The following is a 24,544-nucleotide window of genomic DNA, read 5'->3' as shown; positions in this document are numbered from 1 at the left end:
GCTCCCGTTGCTAACTGGTTATTTTTCGCCGACGATCAGGGTGCGTGGGCCGGCAATTTTCATGATGCGCGCGTTGCTGAACCCCGCCAGACGGAATCTGTCCAGGTATTCCTGCGTGCTGCTCTCTATGCCACCGTCGGTGGAGACCAGCATGTTCAGCGACAGCAGGGCGGTAAATTCCGGCCCTGATTTGTCTTCGTTCAGCGGCGTTTCGGAAGCAATGAAGCGGCCGCCGGCCGGCATCGCCCGATAGATGTTGCGCAGGATGGTCATTTGGGTTTCCGGGGCGTAGTCGTGCAGCATCCATCCCAGGTGGATCAGGTCATAGCCGCCGATCGGCAGATCGCCGCTGATGACATCGCCCTCCACGACGTCAATGCGTTCGCCATAGCCTTGCAGCGTCAGCTTGTCGCGCAAAAACGCCGAGGCCTGCGGCAGTTCGCAGATCGCCAGTGCGATCCCCGGATAAGCGTCGGCGATCGCCATCGGCAGGCTGCCGATCCCGCTGCCGATATCCAAAAACGCACGGTGTTGCGAGAAGTCGTAATCGCGAACAAAGCCGGCGATAAAGGGCGCGGCGAATTTACCGAGAAACTCCTGGAAGTCCGCCACGTCGTCCGGATTTTGGTACAGGATGTCGAACCAACTGCGGTCATCGCCGAATACCGTGCGGCGCTGGTGGGCATCGTTTCGCACCGCCGTTTTCAGCTCGCCCCACAGCGGATACAGGAAGGTATCGATGTGGCGGCCCAGCCATCCCAGCCACTGCGGTTCGTCGCTCAACAGAAAAGCCCGGTGGGCGGCGGGCAGATGATAAAGGCCGTCTCGTTGGTCGAGATACCCCATGGCCCGCAGCGCGATGAGCAACTGCTCGGTCGAACGCGCCGGGCAGTCAAGCCGCGCGGCGATGTGCGCCGCGTCGGCGTCCCGATCGCGCAGCTGATCGAACAGCTTCAGCGCCAGCGCGGCGGTCAGCGCCTTGGCCTGGAAAAAGCCCATCATCTGATTGACGGCATCTTGCTTGGTTAAAGGCATTGCTGGCTCCCTAGTCTAAAAAGGTGGAGAGTTCCTCGCACACCGTGGCAAAGGCGCCGACGAAACGGTCGATCTCGGCTTTGCTGATGATGAGCGGGGGTTGAATACGGATCACCGTCGAGCTGTTGGCGGTAATGAAGGTCAGGATCTTGTGGTCCTGGCACAGCTTGGTGACGAATTTCATGCAGAACATTTCGCCGAGCGCCTGTTCCATGCGATCCATCGCCGCCCGCAGATGGGCTTGCACCGGATCGGGCAAGAATTTCCAGGTGGTGTGCCAATCGCCCGGCAGCCGGGTGGCGAATTCGCGGGCGGAGGCGTTGACCGCGCCGGTGAACGCCTGGTCGAACTGGATCCCCAGCATCAGGCCGCGGCCGCGCACCTCGCTGACGAACGGATAGCGGGCGGCGATCTCGCTCAGTGCCTGCTTAAAGTAGGCGCCCATCCGTTCGGCATGGCCGACCAAATCCTGCGCCAGGATCTCGCGCAGCGCGCTGAGGGCGACGACCGAGGCGAGGTTGCCGCCGCCGTAGGTGGAGCTGTGCACCAGGAAGCGATCCGCCGTGCCATAGGCTTTTTGCCAAAGATCGGCTCGGCACAGCGTGGCGCCGATGGGGATCAGGCCGCCGGACAGGGATTTCGACAGCATCAGCACGTCCGGCTCGATACCGTCCCATTCGCAGGCGAAAAGTTTGCCGGTGCGCCCAAGCCCGGTTTGCACTTCGTCCACCATCAGCAGCACGCCGGTCTCGCGGCAGAGCTGCTGCACCGCCTGCAGGTAACCGGCGGGCGGGATATGCACGCCGCCTTCGCCCTGGATCGGTTCGATCATCAGCGCGCCGACGTCTTCACGGTTCAGCGCTTCCCGCAGCGCGGCGAGATCGCCGAACGGCACTTCCACCATCGCGTCCAGCAGCGGTGTGAAATAGCGGCGGTGTTTGTCTCGTCCGGTGATGGACAACGCGCCCAGCGTTTTACCGTGGTAACTGTTGCGCAGATAGGCGATGCCCGGCTTGCCCGTCGAGGCCTTGGCGATCTTCATCGCGGCCTCGACGGCTTCGGTGCCGGAGTTGCTGAAGAACACCCGGCCCATGTTGCCCGGCGCCAGACGACAGAGCACTTCGGCCAGCTTGGCGGTCTGTTCGGGAATGGAAATGTATTGAATGAAGTTGGGACCTTGGGCGTCGAGGTAGTTTTTCAGCGCGTTGACCACTGGCTGCGGGTTGTGGCCCAGGTTTAGGCACCCGTAGCCCGCCACCATGTCCAGGAAAGCCTCGCCCGCATCGTCATACAACTGGGTGCCGGCGGCGCTGCGGAAAACGTTGTCGCAGCGCTGCAACTTGAGGAAGTCCACCATCATGGGGTTGATGTATTGATGATAGCGGTCGAGGGTGTCTTCCCTGGCCGGCGTTTGGGCGATGACCGCGTCGATAAACGCCAGGCGCGATGCGGGCAACGCCGCATCAGCCGGTTCCCCGGCATAGATGTCATGGTGGTAGTAGCGCTTGAGATTGGTCACGCTCTGCCGATCGATGCGCTCGCCGTACGAGGCCAGCGGATAGGCGAAGAACCCGTGGCGCTCGGCGATTTCACCGATCTCCAGCACTTTTTCCGGCGCCAGATAGCGCCCCAGCGAAAAGTTTTCCCGCCGGTTTTCCAGTGCCAGCACAATGGTTTCCGCCATGCAGCCGTTCAATTGTTGCTTGATGGTGACGTTGAGCGATTCTCCACCCAACTTGACGGCATCGGTGGCGGTGACGCAGCCGCCGTCGATGATCAGAATGTCATCCCGCGCCGGGCGCGTTTCCGAAGCGATATCGCGCGGCAGCGCCACGTCGATGAAGATCGAGCCGGGTTGCAGTCTGGCGGGGTCGATCACGCCGCCGGCGGAGGTCGCGGCGGCAAACAGTTTGCAGCGCGGGTAGAGATCTTCGGGATCGCTGGTCAGGGTGACGCGCGAGTGATACTCCTCGGGCAAATGGCTGAGCAGTTCGCTGCGATCATGGTTGCCGGCGCGGTGCAGCAAATGGAGAGAGAAACCGTGCGCCAGCAGCAGACGGCTTAGCGCCAGGCAGATCGATCCCGGATAGCCGACGATGGCGACGGGTTCCTCCTCCGGGCGGATTTCCAGCCAGGACTGGATCTGCATCAAGGCCTTGTAGCCGGCGTAGGTGGTCAGCGAGTTGCCGGAGGTGACCGGCACCGGCGACTTTTCCGCAGTGGCTTCGCCGCGTCGCCCAACGATAGAGGTAAAACCGCCGAGACCGACCAGTTCGGCGCCATCGCCGGCCAGCTCTTCGATGCCTTGGACCACCCTGGCGGCGATACCGCGTGCGTCGGCCAGCATTTCATCCGCCACCAGCGGCATGTATTTGATCACCCCTTCGCAAGTGGCGCCGGTCGCCGAGGTGATCCTGGCGAAGTTCATAAAGGGAACCAGGTTTTGTCGTTCCCACAGTTCACGCGTATAGCCGCTGTGCTGCTCGGTCGAGTTGCGTTGCAGCAGATCGAGCATTTTGACGTAACGTTTCAACCCCAGCGAGGTGGGATGAGCGATGAATCCGAATTTCATGAGGTGGCTTCCTGTGTAGGATCTTGGTCGAAGGCGGTGCTGGTCGATTCGGGCTGTTGGGCCGCCCAGGCTTTGCGCTCCTGCAGGGCGTCGTGGTCGCTCGGATCGCGCTGCCAGCCTTTGGCGGTGGCCAGCGAGATACCGTCGCCTTCATTGTTGTGCCCCAGCACCACGGAGAACAGATTGAGTCGGTGCGGCGTGGTCAGCGCCTGGCGAATGACGTCTTCGTCGAAATGCGTAAGCGTTTTGCTCTGGATATGGAAGTTATTGACCGTTTGTTCGACGTCCGGCTGTTCGACGTTCACCAACCGCATTTGCCGTGAGGTGCGGTTGAACAGAATGCGTTCCTGATAGGTATTGATGACGGACAGCCCGCCGTTGCATAAATAGAAGACGGTGATGCTTTTATTCAGCAACTGCGGATGGGTAAGAATGTTGTCGATAAAAGCCGGCAGGATGTCCGGTACGATCCCTTTAGCGCCGTCGCCGATAAACGCCATCACGTGGCTTGGGCTGGTGTAAGCCAGGTAGCCGGTGGCCAGCAGAGCGTCGCCCATCAGGGCGCGGCCATACCAGCCGGAAAAGCCGCGGCGCGTTTTGGCGACGTTGCGCGCGGCGGAGATGCCGCACCGGCCGACGTCATATACGCCGGTAAAATCGAACCCCTCCGTTTCGATCAGCTCTTCAATCATTCGGTTCAACTGGCAGAAGAAGTAGTTGGCCGACATGGGCAGACTGGGAAGCTGGCTGACCACGTCGGAAGGCGAATCGAGATAGGCGGCGATCAGCGCGCGGCGTCTTTCCCGCAATGCCGGTTCGACGTCGAGATGCGCTTTCACCGTGCGCAGGAACGCCAGACAGTTCATGTGCAGGTGCAGATCGGCATAGGGCGACAGATGGCGCTCATCGTGCGTGAGCTGCACCAGGTGAACCTTGCGCTCCAGCCTGCCGTCGGAGAAGGGGGTGGTGATCTGAGCGACGCGGCTTTTGATCATAAACAGGCTCTGCTCGCTCATGGCGTTGAGCTTGTCGTTGGTGTGCAGGAAGTTGTAGACGCGCGGGCTGTAGCCGTAAATCGCCAGGGTGCCCAGGTAGTGGGGATTGCGCCGACCCTGATAATATTTCGGCGCCGAGCCTGGATGGGCCAATGAGTCCACCAGGGCGATGCCGGCGGCGTCGGCGATGTCATGGATCAGGGCGTATTCGTCGTCGCTGACCGGGCCCAGCTGCCACACCAGCCGTTCCGGCCCGCGGTTGATCAGCGCTATCGCCTGTGCCAGGCTTTCGCTCATCGGCAGCGGATCGTCCGCCGACAGAACCGGGATCGGCGAGGGATCGCAGACGGCGCCCTCCAGCGACAGGGTCGACTCCAGCACGTTTTGCGTCGCCAGAATCACCACCGGCCCCTGGCCTTGATGATAAAGGCGGAAGGCTTCCGTCAAACCGGTGCCGATCGTTTCGACGTCATCGATATAAACGAACGGGATGCGGCGGGCGACGAGCACTTCACGCATGTCTTCCGTCGGCGTCAGCGTTCCCTGGAAGCTGTACCATTGATTGCCGCGGTTTTCCGCCGCGACGATGATGCCCTGGGCGGCGGTTTCCTTGAGGTTGGCCAGCGTCCCCTTGAATTCATCCATCATTCCGGAGGTCACTACGCCGAGGAACGGCATGCGATACAGCTGCCAGTTGGCCATGGCGCCGCAGGCGATGGCGTGTTCGTTAGGGCCGCGCAGGATCAGCGCGCCGCGCGCCTCCGCATGCCGATCCAGATAGCCGATCAGATTGGAGATGATCGACCCGGTGTAATAGGACACCAGCCAGCGTTCGGCGGCGGTACGCTCGAAAAATTGAATCAACTGCTCACCCAGCGTGTTGTGCAGCGCCAGCGCGCCGATCGGCTTGACCCGGCGGTTGGTGTAGTTCATCTCGAAGAAGTCCATCCACAGGCACAACAGCTCGGTTTGGAAGATCGCCGGATCTTCGCTGCGCACGATTTCGCGGTATTGCTGCGGCAGGTAGCGGAAGGGCGATCGCAGCTGGCGAATGAACGCAACGGTGGAGAAGGTGGTGTAAAACGCGGGAATGCCGCTGCGCTGCAAGGCGCTGTAAAAGGCGTCCAGATCGCGATCGATCTGTTCGATGCTGTCATCGACGCCGGCCGGCGTGGTCTGATCGTAGAACAGCATGCCCAAATGAAATTCGGGACGCTGTTCCAGCGCATGGGTATAGATGATCTTGCCGGTGGCTTCGGCCAGGCTGGCGCATTGGATGATGCGAACGTTGATAGCCTTGTTTTGGCCTTTGAGAAAGTGCAGCGCCTTTTCGCGCGCGGCCTGATAAAGCGAGTCCGCCGCCAGATCCAACAGTTTCAGCGGCATCTCGGACTGGATATGCACGCGGTTGAAAACATAATCGCGGATATCGTTCAGTACGCTGAGCCCGGTTTGGAAAAACGCCGGGTTGCGCGTCACCACCACCACGCCGACCGTCAGAGTGTCGGGATCTGCGTCGGTGCGGCAGGCCTGGCGCTCCGCTTGCCACACTTGCTCGTAGGCGGCGGAGTTGGTGAGTCTTGCTTGTCCTGTCAGGGTCGTCATGATGAGTTCCTTGTGCAGCCAAAATGGAGTGACGGCTTCAGCCTGGCGGGCAAATTCGGCACGACAAAGCCCGCGACGGTCTCTGCAGGCGGCGGTTGCCGCGCGCATCACCTTCGTTGAATTGTGCTGTTTTCAGGCGGATGGTTTACCTTCGCCGGATGTGGTGCTGACTAGCCATCGGCACGTTCTCCGCGTTGAATAATGACCGTCCCGCTGTCGCCGTCGAGAATCAAGGTGTCGCCGCTGTTGATCAGCTGGGTGGCGTTCTTGAGATTGACCGCCGCGGGGATGCCGAATTCGCGTGCGACGATGCAGCTGTGGGACAGCGCGGAGCCGATATCGGTGACGATGCCCGCCGCCAGCGCGAAGAGCGGGGTCCAACTGGCGTCGGTAAAGCGCGCCACCAGGATTTCGTTGGGCTGCAGCTCGCCGGCCTGCGCCAGCAGATCGGTGATGACGCGCGCCTTCGCCACCACTTTGCCAGGGCTGGCCGCCAGGCCGGACAGCATGCCGGCGGCGTTTTCCGCCGTGGGGGCTTTCATCCTGGGCTGATACCCCCCGACGATCGCCATCGGCGGCTCTTCCGCATGCAGGTTCAGCAGATGCTGGTGGCGATTGCGCTCGATCAGATCGGCGGCGAACGCCTCCTGCGCCGACTGTTCCCCCGCCATAAACGCGCGGAAGCGCTCGAAGTCCACATAGGGCAGATCGGCCTGTTTGACCAGGCCTTGCGCCTCCAGGCGCCGCAGCACTTCCAACATGATGCGGCGGTAGAACCAGGTTTCGGTGACGAAGGTTGGCCGGGTCGCTTCGCGGCGTTCGGCCATCACGCCATACAGTTTGGTGATGAACTTCAGCTTCATCCGGCCAAACCAGGGCATCGCTTTAAGCAGCGTCGCGCTGTCTTCATGGCGCAGCCGCTCTGTTTCCCGCAGTTTCGTGTGCAGATCCACCGGATGTTGCAGATACATTTTCATCACTTGCAGCAGGTAGCTGGGATCGTCGTTCCAGCGCGGAAGACTCAATTCGAACTCCTGGCGGCCACGGGCGCCGAACTCGAACAGGAAGGCGCTGAAGTCGCTTTGCCAGAAGGCGCGCGATTCGGGATCGGTGGGCAGGACGGTGACCAGTTCCTGTGCGCTGTGTCGCTCGAACACGGCCTTCAACGCCGGTTGACGATTGACCGTCTCCACCAGGCTGAGAATGCCCAGCGTGACTTCGATGGTGCGCAGGTTGTTCATCGACGCCTTGATGCGATTTTGCAATCCGTTGCCGCGGCCTTTGAGGTAACGTTCGCAGGTCAGCGCCAGCGCATCGTAGAGCGCGAACGACTGAAGGAAGAAGGGCATATAGGCGGCGCAGCTGTCGAGGAAGTAACCGTCGATGCGGCTGAGTTCCCGCTCCAGCTCCTGATGCGTCATGGTGGTCAGATCCAGCGCCAGAAAGCGGCGCGTCTCGCGCTGGCGCAGGGCGATCATGGCATCGACGGTCGCGCCGGCGCTGCGCAGGTTATGCCTCTGCTGTTTCAGCCAATGCCAGGCGCTCTTGAGATAGGCCCATCCCTGTACGCCGGGGCCATAGGGGTTTTTGTACCCGCTGAAATCGATATCGGCGGTGGCGTAGCGGGTCGTGAACTTCATTTCGTCGCGGGTGGGCGGGCATTGGCGGAGCATGTAGGCCGATCCGGAGATATTCAGATAGACGTAGCCTTGCAAATACCCCATATAAATCTGCCAATCGCCGATATCCGCCAGCCCCATGGTTTTGATCGCCGGGCCATGAATATGCTTTTGGTAGAACTGGCAAAACGACAGCCCCAGCGGCGTCATCAAGCCGGTGACGATCTCGCCGGTGTCCATTCGGGAGAAAAAGGCCCGTTCCTTGATCGCCGGATCGCTTTCCCACGGGTTGGCGTAAAGCATCTGAACCGGTTTGGCCTGCGTGGTGATCGGCCGCGCCTGCAGGAGCCACACGCGATCGTCTTTCACCGCCCATTCGATATCCAGTTCCGCGCCGTAAATCATCCGCGTTTGCCTGGCCAGCCTGGCAAGCTGTTGCAGCTGTTCCGGGGTTAGGCTGGGAGCGTCTCGCCTGGCTTCGGGCGTTTGCAGCAGCGTGACCTGTCCCTGCGGATCGCGTTGGCAATAGTGCGGTTTGTGACGAATTTGCTGCTCGCGGATCTCGCCGCTCGCCTTATCCAAAATGAAGCTGTCGGTGGTGACCTGTCCGGAGACCACGCCTTCCCCCAGTCCCCAGCAGCTGTCGATGACGATGTGGTTGGCATCGCCTGTCAGCGGATCTTGGGTAAACATGACGCCGGCGGCGTCTGCATCCACCATGATTTGCAAGACGACGGCGATATCGCTCTGCGCCGCCGATGTCCGGCTATACTGGGCGGCGCGTTCCGCCCAGAGCGACGCCCAGCAGGATTGCACCTTGCGCACCACCTCGTCATCCCCGCGCACGTGCAGGTAAGTGTCGTATTGCCCGGCGAAAGAGTGGGTCAGGCCGTCTTCTTCCAGCGCCGAAGAGCGCACGGCGAGCGAGGCGCCGTCGCCCAACTGTTTGCAGGCGTGACGGATCGCCAGATCGAGCGGGGCGGGGATGGCGGCGCTCAAAATCATATCGCGCACGTTGCCCGGCGCGCCCGTGTCGAGCAGCGCTCCCGGCACGGCGAATTCGATAAACTGCCGGTAAGCCTGCGCGGTGATGCAAAACGCCGGCGGCACCGGCAAGCCCGCCTGAATCAAATGATTCAACGAATGGGCTTTGCCGCCCAGGCGATGGGGTTCCAGCGTTTTATCGCCGGAAAGTTCAACCACCAGGGTAGGATTCATGACATCACCTCCGCAGGCGTAACGGGCATTGCGAGGCGTTCTCTCACCGCTTTGGCGGCGTTCAACCCGGCTAACACCGCGCTTTCGATATTACCGATGCCCACGCTGTCCTGATTGGCGAAGTGAATATTCTCAAACGGCCTGCTGGCCTGGTGAAACACGCCCTGAGCCTGTTGTCCGGCGACCGAGGTCACCAGACCCGCGGGCCAGAACCAGATTTGAATGTCTTCAATGATGTCGGCGTCAATGCCCATGTTGCCCAGCACTTTGGCGATTTCGACATAGGTCTGTTGCTGCAGCGCCGGGAACTCGTTCTGCGCGGTGCGACCTTGCCGCTCTGGGCGAGTGGTCGGTTTGAGCAGGGTTAATACCCCGGCTTCCGCGCTGAGGTGATTGTCCATCCAATTGGCGATCAGGCAGGTGCCGGCTTTGCTCCAATAGTAAGGTGTGCGGGTGTTTTCCGGCTCGATCAGATAGCCGCCGAACGAGTGTTCGAGGATCGGCTTTTTCAACAGCACGTTCGCCAGGTAGTAATCTTCATGGCGGATCTGACGGATCGCCGCCAATTGCTCTTTGGGCAGGGTGGGCAACCAGGTGGGCACATGCGTTTTGGGGGCAGCCCAGATCACTTGTTTGGCTCTGATTTCGCTGGCCGCGCCATTGACGCTGAACCGGATCACCGTTTCGTCGCCGCCGGGCGTGATGCTTTGAAGCTGTACGCGGCTTTGCAGCCTGACGTTGTTTTGCTCCTCAAGATAGTCGAGCAGCCCGGCGCTGATGCTGCCGTTACCACCCGGCAGCGTGACCAGATTACCGCGTAAATACCCCACCAGGAAGTGCAATCCGACATAGGCGGAGACTTCGCGAATATCGAGACATTCCACGCGCAGCGTGGTGCTGACGGCATTCTCTACCAGCTTGCCGAATTTTCTCGGTGGCCGCAGATCCGCCGGGATCTGATCCAGTTTGTGCGGTTCGAACAGATAAGTGTACAGCGGGATAGTGTCGAGCAGCGCCATATTCGCCTTGCTCCAGGCGCTCTGCGGTGTCCAGGGCAGGCTGGGGTAGCGCTCGCCGCGCGGCGAGAAGGTATCGAGGAAGGCGTACAGATCGGCAAAGATCGGATCGCCCAGCTGTTTTGCCGCGATAACATAAGGTTTACCGATCAAGGCATGCAGGAATAGTTGTCCCGTCAGGCGCCAGACGGCGGGTTTCAGCAGGTAGACCGGCTGTTTGAGAAAACCAACGACGACTTCACCCAGGCATCGGAGCAGCAAGAAGGTGTCGAAAAACACCAGCGTGTCCTTTTCATTGGACTTGTAGGCGCCGCTCAGACCGATTTTCTTCAGCAGTTGCAACATGAACGAACCCGGCAATGGCTCCTGGAAGCAGACGCCGGCGATGGGAAACTTCAGGCGATTCACCGCGCGGTAGCGCGCGTTGCCGCCAAAGGAAGCGCTTTTTTCCAGCACCAGAACCCGGCGTTCGGTCAGTTCGCTGGCCGCGGCCAAACCGGAGACGCCGCCGCCGATGATCACCACGTCATACTCGCCGTCCAGCGTGGGGGTTACCGAGCCGGCTGACGCCGGCGTGGGCGTGGAAAAGTCGCGCGTGGGGAACGTGCGCGGCTTGGGTTTGCGGTGGTGTTGCTGCCGCAGCATGTACAGCGCCGCCAGCGCGAAAATCGCATCGAGCAATATGACCTGCGGCTGGGCGCGGTGCAGGATCGTGACAAATCCCGCCATCATCAGCAGCTGGCAGTAGATGATCAATGGCGTCCAACGCGGGTTGAACATCAAGACCGCACCGGAGGCAAACAGCGCCACGCCGATCAGCGCGTTAACCGCTGTACCCTGCGCCGCCAGCCAAGCCGTCGCCCCGGCGTACCAGGTGCCCTGGTTCGCCACGGCTGCCTGCTGCAGAATATCGGCGACGTTTTCCAACTGAGGGAAGGCTTTCGCCAGGCCGGCCAACATATAGAGCACGGCAAAAACGCGTTGAACGATCATCATGCGCCTCCCCGCAGACCCAGCTTGCGGGCGACAATTTCTTTTTGTATCTCGTTGGTGCCGGAGAAGATCCGGCTGGGGATCACGTTCAGCAAGTGGCGCACCAGACCGAGTTCTTGATCCATGCCGGCTCCGCCGAAGATTTGAATCGCGTCCAGCGCGGACTGCACGGCATATTCGGAAATCAACAGTTTGCTCATGGCGATGTCGATCTCGGCATCCTGGCCCCGATCGTGTTTCCAACAGGCGCGGTAGAGCATTAGCCGACACTGTTCCAGACGCAGTTTCATCTCGATGATGCGGTTGGAGACGGACTGAAATTGGCCGATCGCTTTGCCGAATTGTCGGCGTTGTTTGGCATAGTCCAGCGCGCTGTCGAGCACGCGCTCCATTGCGCCGATAAACAGAGCCGACAGGCAGCCCTTTTCCCAGATCATTGAATCGTGGAAGATGGCGCCGCCGGCGCCCGGCATGCCGAGCCGTTGGGCCTCTGGAATGAAGACGTCGTTGAAGGTCAGTTCGCTCCAGGGGCAGTTGGAGAGGCAATCTTTCGGGCTGACGGCGCCTACGTTTAAGCCTGGCATCCCTTTCTCGAGCACAAATGCGGACACGCCCATAAAGCCATGTTCGGGATGGGTTTTCGCATAGACGATGAAGATGTCGGCAATCGGCGCGTTGGTGATGAAAATTTTGTTTCCGTTGAGCCGGTAGCCGCCTTCACAGGGTTGAGCGGTTGATTTCATGGCATAAATATCGGAACCGGCGTCCGGCTCCGTCGCCGCATTCGCCGCGATCAGTTTTCCGGCCGCCAACGCTTCGAGATACTGCGCTTTTAATGCTTCGGAACCGAAGCGGGAAAGCGGGATCACGCAGGCGCACAGATGGGCGCAGAGCGAAAAGGACATGCCGATGTCGCGGCTGCCTTTACCCAGCGCCTCAATCATCAGCGCAGTATCGAGCGCGCTCATGCCCAATCCGCCGAACGCGGTCGCCACGGGGGCTCGGGTAAAACCATAGGCGGCGGCTTGTCGCCACAAATCCAGGCTTAATACCTGCCGTGAAAGCCGATCATGCGCATCCTGATCCAGCACCTCGCGGGCAAAACGCTGAGCGGATTCGCTTAGAGCCTGCTGCTCGCTTGATAAGTTAAAATCCATGACGAACTCCGCCATCGGGTTGAGAGATTAAATTAGCTAATATTTCTAGTTTGGAGGTGGCCAAAACTCAAACAGGCGCAGTAATGGCAAATGTAAATAAATGTTTATTTGTGTGGTCTATTATTACAATTTTGTTAATTTGTGTTTTTATTTTATTGTTTTAATTGTGTTTTATTTTGTGTTATTTATACACAAAAATTTACATATAATAAAAATCTTAATTTGATCAAATTTTAATAGGTTAGATTGTCTATTGTTTTTTGATGAATACTTTGCAGGTGAAGTATCTATCTTTTGGCTGTGGCTATCGGTTTCTCATCGCTATCGACGGTAGGGCGTTGAGGCTTGGTGAGTGGCGGAAAGCGTCTTAAGATAGAGGGTGAGCAGGAGCATTCCGGAGGAAAAAATGAATATTAGCGACGTCGCGAAAAAGACCGGGTTAACCAGCAAGACGATTCGTTTTTACGAGGAGAAAGCGCTGATTACCGCCCCGATCCGCAGCGATAACGGTTATCGCCATTATTCCGCCAGGCACGTTGAAGAGCTGACGCTGCTGCGCCAGGCGCGGCAGGTGGGCTTCAACCTGGACGAGTGCCGCGAGCTGGTGGCGTTGTTCAACGATCCGGCCCGCCACAGCGCCGACGTGAAGGCGCGCACGCTGCAGAAGGTGGCGGAGATCGAAAGGCACATCAGCGAACTGGGAGAAATGCGCCAACGCCTGTTGACGCTGGCGGAACAATGTCCGGGCGACGAGGGGGCGGAGTGCCCCATCATCAATAATCTGGCGGGATGCTGTCGTTCGAATTAACGGCTGATGGCGCGGATCACCAGCGTGACCCCTTCCACCGCCACCACTTCCACTTCGGTGCCGGCAGGCAGATCTTCCGCCGCCTGCGCGCGCCAGCTGCTGTCGCCGATATTGATTCGGCCCATGCCGTTGTGCATCGGTTCTGTCAGCGTGGCGCGGGTGCCGAGCAGCTGGCGGTTGCGCTGGTTGAGCACCGGCGACCCGCCGGATGCGGCCGCCGGGCGCCGGCGCAGCCAGTACCACCACAGGTAAGCGACGACGACGGTCAGGACGGCGAAGATCGCGCCTTGCCACGCCCAGGAAAGTTGCGGAAGCAGCCAGATCAGGACGCCGACCAACAGCGCCGCCACGCCGCTCCACAGCAGGTAGCCGCCGGCGCCGAGCATTTCCGCCGCCAGCAACACGCCCCCGAGGGAGAGCCAAAACCACAGCGGATTCGCCGCGATCAGTTCGAGCATGATTATTTGCCTTTGCTTTCTTTCAGCAGTTCGGTAATGCCGCCGATCGAGCCGAGCAGGCTGCTGGCGTCCAGCGGCATCATCACCACTTTGCTGTTGTTGGAGGAACCGATCTTCTGCAGCGCGTCGGTGTATTTCTGCGCCACGAAGTAGTTCACCGCCTGAATGTTGCCGCTGGCGATGGCGTCGGACACCAGCTGGGTGGCGCGCGCCTCGGCCTCGGCGGCGCGCTCACGCGCTTCCGCCTGCAGGAACGCCGACTGGCGTTCGCCCTCGGCCTTCAGGATTTGCGATTGTTTCTCACCCTCGGCGCGCAGAATGGCCGCCTGGCGCACCCCTTCCGCCTCCAGGATGTCGGCGCGCTTGGTTCGCTCGGCCTTCATCTGGGCGTTCATCGAGGCGATCAGTTCCGCCGGTGGGCGCACGTCGCGGATCTCGATACGGGTGATCTTCACCCCCCAAGGGTTGGTCGCTTCATCGACGATGTGCAGCAGGCGGCTGTTGATGCTGTCGCGTTGCGACAGCATTTCGTCCAGCTCCATCGAGCCGAGCACGGTGCGGAAGTTGGTCATGGTCAGGTTGACGATCGCCTGTTCGAGGTTGCTGACCTCGTAGGCGGCGCGCGCCGGGTCGACCACCTGGATAAAGCACACCGCATCGATGGCCACGTTGGCGTTATCGCGGGAAATCACTTCCTGCGAAGGGATGTCCAGCACCTGCTCCATCATATTGATTTTACGGCCGATGCGGTCCATGAATGGCACCACCAGGTTCAGGCCCGGCATCAGCGTTTTGGTGTAGCGGCCGAAGCGTTCTACCGTCCATTGGAACCCCTGCGGCACAATTTTGACGCCGGCGAACACCACAATCAGCGCGACGACGATCACGATGGGAATAAAAGTAAGCATGCAAACCTCCTGTCAGACATATGTAAACAGATATTACGCCAGCGCAGGAAAAATGCCTACCGATACCGCGACTTAATACAGGGCGTTGGTGATTCCGCCATAAGCGGAACCGCTGTTCCGAACAGGGAGAAAAACGTTATTGAAATAAGTCTGGCACAGTTGGCAGATAAGTATGCCTAAATGGCATGATTTCAATAATTTTTATTCATTTCATGATGTTGCTCGCCCTGGCTAGAGTAAAAACACCCACGTGTTTACCGTCAAAAATTTGTCATTTTTATTTGCGACTATGCTTTTTGAAATGACATTTCGGCCAAGGATTGTTATGGATTCGCTCAGTGTTGATGAACTCGCCCAGAAGAAAGACCGCTGGTATCGCATTGTAGAGGAGATGCTGGCCGAAGCCGGCGTCGCCATCAACGGCCCGCGCGCCTGGGATATCCGGGTGCATAACCCGGCGCTGTTCAAACGCATTTTGCAGGAAGGCTCGCTCGGCTTCGGCGAGAGCTATATGGACGGCTGGTGGGAATGCGAACGGCTGGACATGCTGTTTACCCGCATTCTGCAGGCCGGTGTCGATGAGCGGCTGCCGAAAAGCCTGAGCGACATCGCGCGCATCGCCTATGCCCGGCTGTTCAACCGCCAATCGCGCAAGCGCGCCTGGCAGGTGGGCAAAGAGCATTACGACATCGGCAACGACCTGTTCCAGGCGATGCTCGATCCTTACATGCAATACTCCTGCGGCTACTGGAAAGAAGCGCAAACGTTGGAGCAGGCGCAGCAGGCCAAGCTCAAGATGATCTGCGAAAAACTGCAGCTGAAACCGGGCATGACGCTGCTGGATATCGGCTGCGGCTGGGGCGGGTTGGCGCAGTTTGCGGCGCAAAACTACGGCGTCTCGGTGCACGGCGTGACCATTTCAGCCGAGCAGCAGAAGCTGGCGCAGGCACGCTGCGCCGGGCTGGACGTCGAGATCTTGCTGCAGGATTACCGCGATCTGGATCTTCAGTTCGATCGCATCGTGTCGGTCGGCATGTTCGAGCACGTCGGGCCGAAAAACTACGAGACCTATTTCAGCGTCGCGGCGCGTAACCTGAAGCCCGACGGCCTGTTTTTGCTGCATACCATCGGTTCCAATCAAACCGACCTTAACGTCGACGCCTGGATAGACAAATACATCTTCCCCAACGGCTGTCTGCCTTCGGTGCGGCATATCGCCGAGGCCAGCGAAGGGCGTTTCGTGATGGAGGATTGGCACAACTTCGGCGCCGATTACGATCGCACGCTGATGGCCTGGCTGGAGAATTTCAAACGGGCGTGGCCGGAATTGGCGGGCGGTTATTCTGAGCGCTTCGAGCGCATGTTCACTTATTACCTGAACGCCTGCGCCGGCGCGTTTCGTTCGCGCAACATTCAGCTGTGGCAGGTGTTGTTCAGCCCGGCGGGCGTGGAGGGCGGGGTGAGGGTCTATCGCTAGTCCCCGTCATATCTCAAGCTGGCTGCACGTTCGAGCCCTGGTCACTTAGTTATCTAAGCTCCCAGGGCTTCTCACATTTGCCGCCTGGATGCAGCTTCAGGTATGACGGATATCAGTACAGCAGGGAGTACAGCTGGCGGCGATATTTAGCGGCCAGCGCGTCGCCGGTGCCGAGTGCGGCCAGAATGTCCATCAGGGTCTTGCGCGCGTTGCCGTTGGCGGCGGCCAGATCTTTCTTCAGATGCCCCATCAGCAGTTCCAGCGCTTCTTCGTTACGCCCGACCTGATGCAGTTGCAGCGCCAGCTGCACCGCCAGCTCGACGTTGTCCGGCTCTTGCTGCACCTGCTGTTGCAGCTGTTGGATTTCCGGCGTGTCCGCTGCCTGCTTCAACAGTTCAATCTGCGCCACCAGGCCCTGATAGCGCGTATCGCGATCCTGCAGCGGGATGGTCGCCAGCACCGCTTCGGCATCTTCACTGCGGCTGAGCGCGATCTGGGTTTCGGCCAGCGTCAGACCGATGTCGCTGCGCTGCTGGCTGCTCTGCCAGGCGTCTTTCAGCAGCGGCAGCGCTTCGGCGGCGTTGCCGGCGGCCAGCAATTCTTGCGCCTGCGCCAGTTTCAGATCTTCTTCCTTCGGCAGGAAACGCTGCAGCAGGTCGCGGATCGCTTCTTCCGGCTGCGGGCCCTGGAAGCCGTCGACCGGCTGGCCGTCTTTAAACAGGTAGACCGTCGGGATAGAACGCAGCCCGAACTGGGAGGCGATCATCTGCTCGGCGTCGCAGTCCACCTTGGCCAGAATGAACTGACCGGCGTATTCCGCCGCCAGCTTGTCCAGCACCGGCGTGAGCTGCAGGCAGTGTTGGCTGCGCTCGGACCAGAAGTAGAACAGCACCGGAATGGACATCGACTGTTCCAGCGTCTGGTGCAGGTTAGTTTCGTTAATATCAACAACAGCTTGAGCTAGCATCTTTTTTCTCTCTGATCGTGCGGAGCCATGGGGTGTAAATGGGGGCGCGCCGCCATTCTTCAACCCCGTCGGGCGAATTAAGCGTTACTGCGCAGCAGCCAATCCAGACAGCGGCCCGGCAAAATGCGGCGCAGCACGCTCATCGCGTGCGCCAGCAGGGTGACCGGATAGCGCAGTTTGGCGCGCGGGCTTTCCAGCGCGTGGCGCAGTTTGGGCAGAATGGCCTCCGGCGGCAGCGTCAGGCGCTTGGCGATGCCGGGGTTGTGCACCGGCTTGTCGCTCTGCGCCTGGTTGACGTTCTGGCTAAAGTGGGTGGAGATCGGCCCCGGTTCGATCAGGCTGACCTGAATGCCGCTGCCGTGCAGCTCCATGCGCAGCGCGTCCGACCAGGCTTCCAGCGCGAACTTGCTGGCGGCGTAGGCGCCGCGCCCGGCGCTGGAGACCAGACCCATCACCGAGCTGGTCTGAATAATACGCCCTTCGCCGTGCGGCAACATCGCCGGCAACAGCAGCTGGGTCAGTTGGTGGGTGCCGAACAGGTTGGTGGCGAACTGCCGCTCCAGCTGGCTGCGCGAAATGCGGCTGAGCGGGCCGTAAACGCCGAACCCCCCGTTATTGAACAGGCCGTACAGGCGGCCGTCGGTCAGCGCGATCACCTCGGCGGCGGCGCGCTCGACGCTGGCGCTGTCGTCCAGATCCAGCTCGATGCCTTCCAGCCCGAGCTGGCGCATGTTTTCCACGTCCTGCGGCTTACGGCAGGCGGCCAGCACCCGATAGCCGCGGTTGCGCAGATCCTGCGCCGCAATCAAGCCAATCCCGCTGGAACAGCCGGTTATCAATACCGCTTTTTGCATAACTTTACCTAGTGTACGACCCTAATTTAGTGAGACTCATGCTTTACTAGCGGTTCCAGGCGCTCCGCCATCCAGGTGGCGATAAACGGCTGAGCGTCCCCATTGGGGTGCAATCCGTCATCCTGCATCCATTCCGGCTTCACCACCACCTGTTCCATATAGAACGGCAGCAGCGGAATGTTGAACTGCTTGGCCAGCGCCGGGTAGACGGCGCTGAACGCCTCGGTGTAGCGGCGGCCGTAGTTCGGCGGGATGCGGATCTGCATCAACAGCGGCTGCGCGCCGGCCTGCTGCACCCGCGTGATGATTTGGCCGAGATCGCGCTGTACGTCCTGCGCCGGGAAGCCGCGCAGGCCGTCGTTGGCGCCCAGCTCGATCAGCACCCAGCGCGGCTGATGCTGTTTCAGCAGCGCGGGCAGACGCGCCAGCCCCTGAGCGGCGGTGTCGCCGCTGATGCTGGCGTTGACCAGCTGCGGTGCGCCCGGTTTTTTCTGCCACTGTTCGGCCAACAGCGTCGGCCAGGCCCGCTCGATCGGCAGGCGATAGCCGGCGCTTAAACTGTCGCCCAAAATCAATAAGGTATCGGCAGCGGCAGCGCGTAAACTGAATAATCCCAACAGCAAAAGGAAGGGAAGATGCCAGCGGAAAACGTTCTTGAAGTTCATCATCTTAGTAAACACGTTGGTCAGGGTGAGCATCAGCTCACCATCCTTACCGGAGTCGAGCTGCTTGTCAAACCCGCGCAGACGATCGCCCTGATCGGCGAATCCGGATCGGGCAAGTCGACCTTACTGGGCATTTTGGCCGGGCTGGATGACGGCAGTGAAGGCGAAGTGCGCTTGCTGGGCGAGTCGCTGACCGAGCTGGACGAAGAGGGGCGCGCCGCGTTGCGCGCCAGAAATGTCGGCTTCGTGTTTCAGTCGTTCATGTTGGTGCCGACGCTGAACGCGCTGGAGAACGTGCAGCTGCCGGCGCTGCTGCGCGGCGAGAGCGACAGGCAGAGTCGCGAGCAGGCGGTGCAGTTACTGGAACAGCTGGGGCTGGGCAAACGTCTCGATCACCTGCCGGCGCAGCTGTCCGGCGGCGAGCAGCAGCGCGTGGCGCTGGCGCGCGCCTTCAGCGGCCGGCCGCGGGTGCTGTTCGCCGATGAACCGACCGGCAACCTCGATCGTCAGACCGGCGATCGCATCGCCGACCTGCTGTTCTCTCTCAACCGCGATTTCGACACCACCCTGATCCTGGTGACCCATGACGAAACCCTGGCGGCGCGCTGCCAGCGGCGGCTGCGGCTGCGTGAAGGCAAGCTGTGGGAGGAAGCATGATCTGGCGCTGGTTCTGGCGCGAATGGCGCTCGCCGTCGCTGCTGATCGTGTGGCTGGCGCTGACGCTCTCCGTCGCCTGCGTGCTGGCGCTGGGCAGCATCAGCGATCGCATGGACAAAGGGCTCAGCCAGCAGAGCCGCGATTTTATCGCCGGCGATCGGGTGCTGCGCAGCGCGCATCCGGTGCCGGAAGGCTGGCTATTGGACGCGCAGCAGCAGGGGCTGACGGTGAGCCGTCAGCTGTCGTTCACCACCATGACCTATGCCGGCGATCGGCCGCAGCTGGCGGACGTGAAAGCCACCGATCTGACCTATCCGCTGTACGGCAAGCTGGAAACGCGCCCGGCCAACATCAAACCCGAACCGGGCAGCGTGCTGGTGGCGCCGCGCTTGCTGGCGCTGCTGAACGTGAAAGTGGGGGATTCGCTGGAGGTGGGCGACACTACGCTGCGCATCGCCGGTGAAATCGTTCAGGAGCCGGACGCCGGCTTCAATCCGTTCCAGACCGCGCCGCGCATCATGATCAACCTGGCGGACGTCGATAAGACCGGCGCGGTGCAGCCGGGCAGTCGCCTGACCTACCGCTACATGTTCGCCGGCGCCGAGCCGGATATTCAGCGTTACGAGGAACGGCTGGCGCCGCAGTTGACGCCGGATCAGCGCTGGTTCGGGCTGCAGGAATCCGGCAGCGCGCTCGGCAAGTCGCTGCAGCGATCCCAACAGTTCCTGCTGCTGTCGGCCCTGCTGACGCTGCTGTTGTCGATCGCCGCCGTGGCGGTGGCGATGAGCCACTATTGCCGCAGCCGCTACGATCTGATCGCGGTGCTGAAAACCCTTGGCGCCGGGCGTGGCGCGCTGCGCAAATTGATCGTCGGCCAGTGGCTGGCGGTGATGGCGCTGGCGGCGGCGTGCGGTGGAGCAATCGGGCTGGCGTTTGAAGCGTTGCTGATCCGCCTGCTGAAGCCGGTATTACCGGCTGCGTTGCCCGCCGCCGGCGCCTGGCCGTGGCTGTGGGCGCTCGGCGCGCTGGTGCTGATCTCGCTGCTGGTCGGGCTGCGGCCGTATCGCCAGCTGCTGGCCACCCAGCCGCTGCGGGTGCTGCGCCGCGACGTGACGGCCAACGTCTGGCCACTGCGCTACTTCCTGCCGGTGACGGCGGCGATCGTGGTGGCGCTGTTGGTGGCGCTGATGGGGGCCAGTACGCTGCTGTGGGCGATTTTGGCAGGTATGGCGGTGCTGGCGTTGCTGTTGGGCGGCATCGGCTGGGGCAGCCTGCTGCTGCTGCGCCGCATCACGCTCAAGAGCCTGGCGCTGCGGCTGGCGGTCAATCGCCTGCTGCATCAGCCGTGGGTGACCATCAGCCAGCTGGCGGCGTTCTCGCTGTCGTTCATGCTGTTGGCGCTGCTGTTGGTACTGCGCGGCGATCTGCTCGAACGCTGGCAGCAACAGCTGCCGCCGGACAGCCCGAACTATTTCCTGCTCAACATGACCGAGGCGCAGGTGCCGCAGGTGAAAACCTTCCTGCAGCAGCACCAGATCAAGCCGGAAACCTATTACCCGATCGTCCGGGTGCGCCTGACCGAGATAAACCAGCAGGTGGCGACCGAGCGGGTGCATGAAGACGATCCGGGCGGCGAGGCGGTGAACCGTGAGCTGAACCTGACCTGGTTGGCCGATCTGCCGGATCACAATCCGCTGGTGGCGGGCAATTGGCCGCCGAAAACCGGTGAGGTTTCAATGGATGAAGGCATCGCCGGGCGGCTGAAGATCAAGCTGGGCGACACGCTGACCTTCAGCGGCGATACCCAGGCGTTCAGCGCCAAAGTCACCAGCTTGCGCCAGGTGGATTGGGAGAGCCTGAAGCCGAACTTTTACTTTATCTTCCCGCCGGGCGCATTGGACGGCCAGCCGCAGACCTGGCTCACCAGCTTCCGCTACGACGGTGACGGCCAGATGCTGACCCAGCTCAATCGCCAGTTCCCGACGCTCAGCCTGCTGGACATCGGCGCGATCCTGAAACAGGTCGGCGGCGTGCTGCAACAGGTCAGCCGCGCGCTGGAGGTGATGGTGGTGCTGGTAGTGTTGTGCGGCGGCCTGCTGCTGCTGGCGCAGGTGCAGGTCGGCATGCGTCAACGGCGGCAGGAGTTGGTGGTGTACCGTACGCAGGGGGCCGGCAAACGGCTGCTACGCCGCACGCTGTGGTGCGAGTTCGCCCTGCTGGGGCTGGGGGCGGGCATCGCGGCGGCGGTGGGCGCCGAGGCGGCGCTGTGGCTGCTGCAGAGCCGGGTGTTTGACTTCCCGTGGACGCCGACGCCGGTGCTGTGGTGGGCGCTGCCGCTGGCCAGCGCGCTGCTGCTGTCGCTGTGCGGCGGCTGGCTGGGCGTGCGCCTGCTGCGCGGCAAGGCGCTGTTCCGCAGTTATGAGGGGTGATGTTGGCTTAGCTCGATGAAAAAAGGGTTAGCTTAAGGCTAACCCCTTTTGCTTTCGGCGGCGTGCGCTTTAGGCCAGCTTCTGCTGTGCCCAGGCCAGCCCGCTTTGGTACTCGCCCGGCAGCAGCGGCGCCAGCGCCTGCAGCGCCTGGCGCAGATCGGCGGCGCTCGGGTCGTTCAGATTGAGATGGCCGACCTTGCGGCCCGGGCGCACCTCTTTCTCATACCAGTGCAGATGCACCAGCGGCAGCGACAGCCACTGTTCGTTGACGGCGGTGCCGATCAGGTTGACCATCACCGACGGTGTGCTCACCACCGGCTGCGGCAGCGGCAGGCCAAGGATGGCGCGCAGATGCAGCTCGAACTGACTGATGGACGCGCCGTTTTGCGTCCAGTGGCCGCTGTTGTGCACGCGCGGCGCCAGTTCGTTGATCAGCAGCCGATCGCCGACGATAAAGCACTCCATCGCCATCACGCCGACGTAGTTCAGCTCGTTCAGGATCGCCGCCAGCATCTGCTCGGCCTGTTGCTGCAGCGCCGGGTTGGGCTGCGGCAGCGCCACGCTGGTGCGCAGGATGCCGTCTTCATGCAGGTTGTGGGTCAGCGGGTAGAATACCGAACGGCCGTCGTGGCCGCGCGCGCCCACCAGCGACACTTCACCGGAGAAATTGATGCCTTGCTCGACGATGCACTCGCCATAGGCGTCGGCCGGCAGTTCGGTTTCCTGGCCCGGGCGCAAGCGCCACTGGCCGCGGCCGTCATAGCCACCGACCCGGCGTTTGACGATCGCCAGCTCGCCCAGCGAAGCGAACACCTGCGGCCATTCGGCGGCGCTCGCCAGCAGCTGCCACGGCGCGGTCGCCAGGCCGAGCTGGTCGAGCAGTTGTTTTTGCGTCAGGCGATCGGCCAGACGCGGGAAAATGTCGCGGTTGACGAAGGCGCTGTGGGTCGCCAGTTCGCGCGTTAGCGCGGTTTCCGGCCAACGTTCGATCTCGGCGGTAATGACGCTGTTCTGATACGGCACCGCCTCGGGTTCGGCATCGATGCCGACAGGATAGACGGCGATGCCCAGCGGTTCGCCGGCCTGGCGCAGCATGCGCCCCAGCTGGCCGTTGCCCAGTACGCAAACCGGCTTCATGCGTCCTCCCGCGGATCGGGGTGGTTCAAAACGTCTTCAGTCTGCGCCTGACGCCAGTCTGCCAAACGCTGCGCCAGCGCGGCGTCGTGCAGCGCCAGGATCTGCATCGCCAGCAGCCCGGCGTTGGCGGCGCCGGCTTTGCCGATCGCCAGCGTCCCCACCGGAATGCCGCGCGGCATCTGCACGATGGAGTAGAGGCTGTCTACGCCGCTCAGCGCGGCGCTTTGCACCGGCACGCCCAGCACCGGCACCAGGGTTTTCGCCGCCAGCATGCCCGGCAGATGCGCCGCACCGCCGGCGCCGGCGATGATCACGTCAAAGCCGTTGGCGGCAGCCTGCTCGGCGAAGCTGAACAGCTTGTCCGGCGTGCGGTGAGCGGAAACGACTTCGACATGGAAGGGGACATCGAGCTGGGTCAGGACTTCGGCGGCGAACTGCATGGTGGCCCAGTCACTTTTCGATCCCATTACAATTGCGATTTTAGCCCCGGCATTGGCGGCTGAAGCGGCGTTGGCTCCCATGGGTGTAAGGCTCCTGTGATTTGTCTGGCGTCGGCTGAAGGCCGAATGAGGGCGTAGAGCATACCATGAGCGCACGGCGAGGAAAACGGTTGCGTCGCCGGTTTTCACCGGCGAAAGCGCGAATTTTCACTCGCGCGCCTGCGCGGAACTCAGAATGGGAATTGGATCAGCTCGACGGCGTCGGCGCTGACTTTGATCATCGATCCTTCGACGTGCCAGGCACCCAGCACCGCGCGATGGGCTTCGCCGTTGCTCAGCGCCAGCCGGTGCACCGCCGGGCGATGGGTATGGCCGTGGATCATCCAGTGCACGTCGTGGCGCAGCATCGTTTGCTCGACCGCCTGCGGGTTGACGTCCATGATGGCTTCCGACTTGTACTGGTTGGATTGCTGGCTGCGGGCGCGCATCTTGGCGGCGATCTTCAGTCGCCAGCGCAGCGGCAGCGCGAGGAACAATTTTTGAATCAGCGGGTTGTGCACTTTACGGCGGAATTGCTGATAGGCTTGATCGTCGGTGCACAGGGTGTCGCCGTGCAGGATCAGGATCCTGCGGCCGTACAGCTCCAGCACTTTTTCTTCCGGCAGCAGCTGCATGCCGCTGGCGCGGGCGAAGCGCTTGCCGAGCAGAAAATCGCGGTTGCCGTGGATGAAATAGCAGGGCACGCCGGCCTGTTGCAGCGCTTTGAGCGCCGCGGCGATCTCCGCGTGCAGCGGCTCGGGATCGTCGTCGCCGATCCAGGCTTCAAACAGGTCGCCGAGGATGTACAGCGCGTCGGCGTGCACCGCTTCGCGCCGTAAAAAACGCAGAAAACCGGCAGTGATTGCCGGTTCCTGTGCGCACAAGTGCAGATCTGCGATGAACAGCGTACTCATGCAGCCGCGATTACTCGCTGACGGTCACGCTGTTGATGACGACGTCTTCTACCGGTACGTCCTGGTGCATGCCGCTGCGGCCGGTTTTCACGCCTTTGATCTTGTTGACCACGTCCATGCCTTCAACCACTTCAGCGAACACGCAGTAGCCCCAGCCCTGCACGTTTTCGCCGCGGAAGTTCAGGAAGTCGTTGTCAGCCACGTTGATGAAGAACTGTGCGGTGGCGGAGTGCGGATCGTTGGTGCGCGCCATTGCCAGGGTACCGATGGTGTTTTTCAGACCGTTGTTGGCTTCGTTCTTGATGGTCGCGTTGGTCGCTTTCTGGTTCATGCCCGGCTCGAAACCGCCGCCCTGGATCATGAAGCCGTTGATCACACGGTGGAAGATGGTGTTGTCGTAGAAACCGGCGCGGCAGTAGTTCAGGAAGTTTTCAACGGTAACCGGCGCTTTGTCAGCAAAGGTCTTGATAACGATATCGCCGTGATTGGTGTGGAAAGTAACCATAGTTTTAATCCTAACAAGGTGAAGTGAGACGTCACGTAAAGCGAGTGAACATTCAGACCGCCCTTATAACATATCC

At 61.4% G+C, this 24,544-nt stretch carries 19 protein-coding genes; 4 read left to right on the top strand and 15 right to left on the bottom strand.

The window, feature by feature from the left end; translation table 11 throughout:
* Positions 1-18: 18 nt before the first annotated feature.
* The 6 genes from ACJ8IJ_RS10840 to ACJ8IJ_RS10815 all read right to left on the bottom strand — a co-directional run bounded on the left by ACJ8IJ_RS10840 (position 19) and on the right by ACJ8IJ_RS10815 (position 12,210).
* Positions 19-1,035, bottom strand: a complete 1,017-nt coding sequence (locus ACJ8IJ_RS10840) for a methyltransferase (RefSeq protein ID WP_154871301.1) — start codon at positions 1,033-1,035, stop codon at positions 19-21.
* Positions 1,036-1,045: 10 nt separating this feature from the next.
* Entirely contained in the window at positions 1,046-3,607 is a 2,562-nt protein-coding gene (locus ACJ8IJ_RS10835; protein ID WP_286093906.1) for an aminotransferase class III-fold pyridoxal phosphate-dependent enzyme, read from the bottom strand.
* The gene (locus tag ACJ8IJ_RS10830; RefSeq protein WP_275095518.1) at positions 3,604-6,207 is read right to left on the bottom strand and encodes a biosynthesis protein PigD; all 2,604 of its coding nucleotides are present in this window, start codon (positions 6,205-6,207) and stop codon (positions 3,604-3,606) included. The genes ACJ8IJ_RS10835 and ACJ8IJ_RS10830 overlap by 4 nt, the downstream gene beginning before the upstream one ends.
* Before the next feature lie 170 nt (positions 6,208-6,377).
* On the bottom strand, positions 6,378-9,044 hold the full coding sequence (locus ACJ8IJ_RS10825; protein ID WP_275095519.1) for a PEP/pyruvate-binding domain-containing protein: 2,667 nt from the start codon (positions 9,042-9,044) through the stop codon (positions 6,378-6,380).
* Complete coding sequence (locus ACJ8IJ_RS10820) at positions 9,041-11,056, bottom strand: FAD-dependent oxidoreductase (RefSeq protein ID WP_257214258.1); 2,016 nt, start codon at positions 11,054-11,056, stop codon at positions 9,041-9,043. Before ACJ8IJ_RS10820 ends, ACJ8IJ_RS10825 begins: the two co-directional genes overlap by 4 nt.
* Positions 11,053-12,210 carry an acyl-CoA dehydrogenase family protein gene (locus tag ACJ8IJ_RS10815; RefSeq protein WP_049188593.1) on the bottom strand — a complete coding sequence of 386 codons (1,158 nt, stop codon included), beginning with the start codon at positions 12,208-12,210 and terminating at the stop codon, positions 11,053-11,055. The genes ACJ8IJ_RS10820 and ACJ8IJ_RS10815 overlap by 4 nt, the downstream gene beginning before the upstream one ends.
* A 406-nt stretch (positions 12,211-12,616) precedes the next feature.
* On the opposite strand from ACJ8IJ_RS10815, the gene cueR reads away from it, so the two are divergent.
* Positions 12,617-13,018, top strand: coding sequence for a Cu(I)-responsive transcriptional regulator (gene cueR / locus ACJ8IJ_RS10810; protein ID WP_015376888.1), 402 nt, complete (start codon positions 12,617-12,619; stop codon positions 13,016-13,018).
* On the opposite strand, the gene ACJ8IJ_RS10805 is transcribed toward cueR, so the two are convergent.
* Together ACJ8IJ_RS10805 and ACJ8IJ_RS10800 are read right to left on the bottom strand one after the other, a co-directional pair.
* Complete coding sequence (locus ACJ8IJ_RS10805) at positions 13,015-13,476, bottom strand: NfeD family protein (protein ID WP_442518613.1); 462 nt, start codon at positions 13,474-13,476, stop codon at positions 13,015-13,017. The two genes, cueR and ACJ8IJ_RS10805, sit on opposite strands and share 4 nt — an antisense overlap.
* Before the next feature lie 2 nt (positions 13,477-13,478).
* Entirely contained in the window at positions 13,479-14,384 is a 906-nt protein-coding gene (locus ACJ8IJ_RS10800) for an SPFH domain-containing protein (protein ID WP_004940203.1), read from the bottom strand.
* Positions 14,385-14,709: 325 nt separating this feature from the next.
* Here ACJ8IJ_RS10800 and cfa point away from each other — a divergent pair, with 325 nt between their 5' ends.
* The gene (cfa, locus tag ACJ8IJ_RS10795; RefSeq protein WP_442518612.1) at positions 14,710-15,861 is read left to right on the top strand and encodes a cyclopropane fatty acyl phospholipid synthase; all 1,152 of its coding nucleotides are present in this window, start codon (positions 14,710-14,712) and stop codon (positions 15,859-15,861) included.
* Positions 15,862-15,973: 112 nt separating this feature from the next.
* Here the strand turns inward: cfa and ACJ8IJ_RS10790 are convergent, their stop codons facing one another.
* From ACJ8IJ_RS10790 to tesA, 3 genes are all read right to left on the bottom strand, one after another.
* Entirely contained in the window at positions 15,974-16,828 is an 855-nt protein-coding gene (locus ACJ8IJ_RS10790) for a co-chaperone YbbN (RefSeq protein ID WP_004940198.1), read from the bottom strand.
* 77 nt (positions 16,829-16,905) lie between these two features.
* Positions 16,906-17,682 (bottom strand): SDR family oxidoreductase, encoded by a 777-nt coding sequence (locus ACJ8IJ_RS10785; RefSeq protein ID WP_004940195.1) that lies wholly within the window; start codon positions 17,680-17,682, stop codon positions 16,906-16,908.
* A 26-nt stretch (positions 17,683-17,708) separates the two neighbouring features.
* Entirely contained in the window at positions 17,709-18,347 is a 639-nt protein-coding gene (gene tesA, locus ACJ8IJ_RS10780) for a multifunctional acyl-CoA thioesterase I/protease I/lysophospholipase L1 (RefSeq protein WP_161545168.1), read from the bottom strand.
* Here tesA and ybbA point away from each other — a divergent pair.
* Both ybbA and ybbP read left to right on the top strand, forming a co-directional pair.
* Positions 18,318-19,004 (top strand): putative ABC transporter ATP-binding protein YbbA, encoded by a 687-nt coding sequence (gene ybbA / locus ACJ8IJ_RS10775; protein WP_154871306.1) that lies wholly within the window; start codon positions 18,318-18,320, stop codon positions 19,002-19,004. The two genes, tesA and ybbA, sit on opposite strands and share 30 nt — an antisense overlap.
* Positions 19,001-21,433 (top strand): putative ABC transporter permease subunit YbbP, encoded by a 2,433-nt coding sequence (ybbP, locus tag ACJ8IJ_RS10770; protein ID WP_442518611.1) that lies wholly within the window; start codon positions 19,001-19,003, stop codon positions 21,431-21,433. The genes ybbA and ybbP overlap by 4 nt, the downstream gene beginning before the upstream one ends.
* Before the next feature lie 69 nt (positions 21,434-21,502).
* Here the strand turns inward: ybbP and purK are convergent, their stop codons facing one another.
* The 4 genes from purK to ppiB form a co-directional block, all read right to left on the bottom strand.
* Positions 21,503-22,570 (bottom strand): 5-(carboxyamino)imidazole ribonucleotide synthase, encoded by a 1,068-nt coding sequence (gene purK, locus ACJ8IJ_RS10765; RefSeq protein WP_154871308.1) that lies wholly within the window; start codon positions 22,568-22,570, stop codon positions 21,503-21,505.
* Positions 22,567-23,091, bottom strand: coding sequence for a 5-(carboxyamino)imidazole ribonucleotide mutase (purE, locus tag ACJ8IJ_RS10760; protein ID WP_004940188.1), 525 nt, complete (start codon positions 23,089-23,091; stop codon positions 22,567-22,569). Before purE ends, purK begins: the two co-directional genes overlap by 4 nt.
* A gap of 149 nt (positions 23,092-23,240) precedes the next feature.
* Complete coding sequence (locus tag ACJ8IJ_RS10755) at positions 23,241-23,963, bottom strand: UDP-2,3-diacylglucosamine diphosphatase (RefSeq protein WP_004940186.1); 723 nt, start codon at positions 23,961-23,963, stop codon at positions 23,241-23,243.
* A 10-nt stretch (positions 23,964-23,973) separates the two neighbouring features.
* Positions 23,974-24,468: a peptidylprolyl isomerase B gene (gene ppiB, locus ACJ8IJ_RS10750; RefSeq protein WP_004940183.1), complete on the bottom strand. Its 495-nt coding sequence runs from the start codon at positions 24,466-24,468 to the stop codon at positions 23,974-23,976.
* Between the last annotated feature and the right edge of the window lie 76 nt (positions 24,469-24,544).

Source organism: Serratia sp. CY40230 (assembly GCF_052168835.1).
GTDB classification, from domain to species: domain Bacteria; phylum Pseudomonadota; class Gammaproteobacteria; order Enterobacterales; family Enterobacteriaceae; genus Serratia; species Serratia nematodiphila.
The sequence above is the reverse complement of the archived record's forward strand: the minus strand, read 5'-3'. Positions and strand labels throughout refer to the sequence as shown.

What these genes read in the sequence shown, in the direction of transcription:
- ACJ8IJ_RS10840 (WP_154871301.1), bottom strand. Translation starts at nt 1,035, where the DNA reads ATGCCTTTAACCAAGCAAGATGCCGTCAATCAGATGATGGGCTTTTTC.
- ACJ8IJ_RS10835 (WP_286093906.1), bottom strand. Translation starts at nt 3,607, where the DNA reads ATGAAATTCGGATTCATCGCTCATCCCACCTCGCTGGGGTTGAAACGT.
- ACJ8IJ_RS10830 (WP_275095518.1), bottom strand. Translation starts at nt 6,207, where the DNA reads ATGACGACCCTGACAGGACAAGCAAGACTCACCAACTCCGCCGCCTAC.
- ACJ8IJ_RS10825 (WP_275095519.1), bottom strand. Translation starts at nt 9,044, where the DNA reads ATGAATCCTACCCTGGTGGTTGAACTTTCCGGCGATAAAACGCTGGAA.
- ACJ8IJ_RS10820 (WP_257214258.1), bottom strand. Translation starts at nt 11,056, where the DNA reads ATGATGATCGTTCAACGCGTTTTTGCCGTGCTCTATATGTTGGCCGGC.
- ACJ8IJ_RS10815 (WP_049188593.1), bottom strand. Translation starts at nt 12,210, where the DNA reads ATGGATTTTAACTTATCAAGCGAGCAGCAGGCTCTAAGCGAATCCGCT.
- cueR (WP_015376888.1), top strand. Translation starts at nt 12,617, where the DNA reads ATGAATATTAGCGACGTCGCGAAAAAGACCGGGTTAACCAGCAAGACG.
- ACJ8IJ_RS10805 (WP_442518613.1), bottom strand. Translation starts at nt 13,476, where the DNA reads ATGCTCGAACTGATCGCGGCGAATCCGCTGTGGTTTTGGCTCTCCCTC.
- ACJ8IJ_RS10800 (WP_004940203.1), bottom strand. Translation starts at nt 14,384, where the DNA reads ATGCTTACTTTTATTCCCATCGTGATCGTCGTCGCGCTGATTGTGGTG.
- cfa (WP_442518612.1), top strand. Translation starts at nt 14,710, where the DNA reads ATGGATTCGCTCAGTGTTGATGAACTCGCCCAGAAGAAAGACCGCTGG.
- ACJ8IJ_RS10790 (WP_004940198.1), bottom strand. Translation starts at nt 16,828, where the DNA reads ATGCTAGCTCAAGCTGTTGTTGATATTAACGAAACTAACCTGCACCAG.
- ACJ8IJ_RS10785 (WP_004940195.1), bottom strand. Translation starts at nt 17,682, where the DNA reads ATGCAAAAAGCGGTATTGATAACCGGCTGTTCCAGCGGGATTGGCTTG.
- ybbA (WP_154871306.1), top strand. Translation starts at nt 18,318, where the DNA reads ATGCCAGCGGAAAACGTTCTTGAAGTTCATCATCTTAGTAAACACGTT.
- tesA (WP_161545168.1), bottom strand. Translation starts at nt 18,347, where the DNA reads ATGAACTTCAAGAACGTTTTCCGCTGGCATCTTCCCTTCCTTTTGCTG.
- ybbP (WP_442518611.1), top strand. Translation starts at nt 19,001, where the DNA reads ATGATCTGGCGCTGGTTCTGGCGCGAATGGCGCTCGCCGTCGCTGCTG.
- purK (WP_154871308.1), bottom strand. Translation starts at nt 22,570, where the DNA reads ATGAAGCCGGTTTGCGTACTGGGCAACGGCCAGCTGGGGCGCATGCTG.
- purE (WP_004940188.1), bottom strand. Translation starts at nt 23,091, where the DNA reads ATGGGAGCCAACGCCGCTTCAGCCGCCAATGCCGGGGCTAAAATCGCA.
- ACJ8IJ_RS10755 (WP_004940186.1), bottom strand. Translation starts at nt 23,963, where the DNA reads ATGAGTACGCTGTTCATCGCAGATCTGCACTTGTGCGCACAGGAACCG.
- ppiB (WP_004940183.1), bottom strand. Translation starts at nt 24,468, where the DNA reads ATGGTTACTTTCCACACCAATCACGGCGATATCGTTATCAAGACCTTT.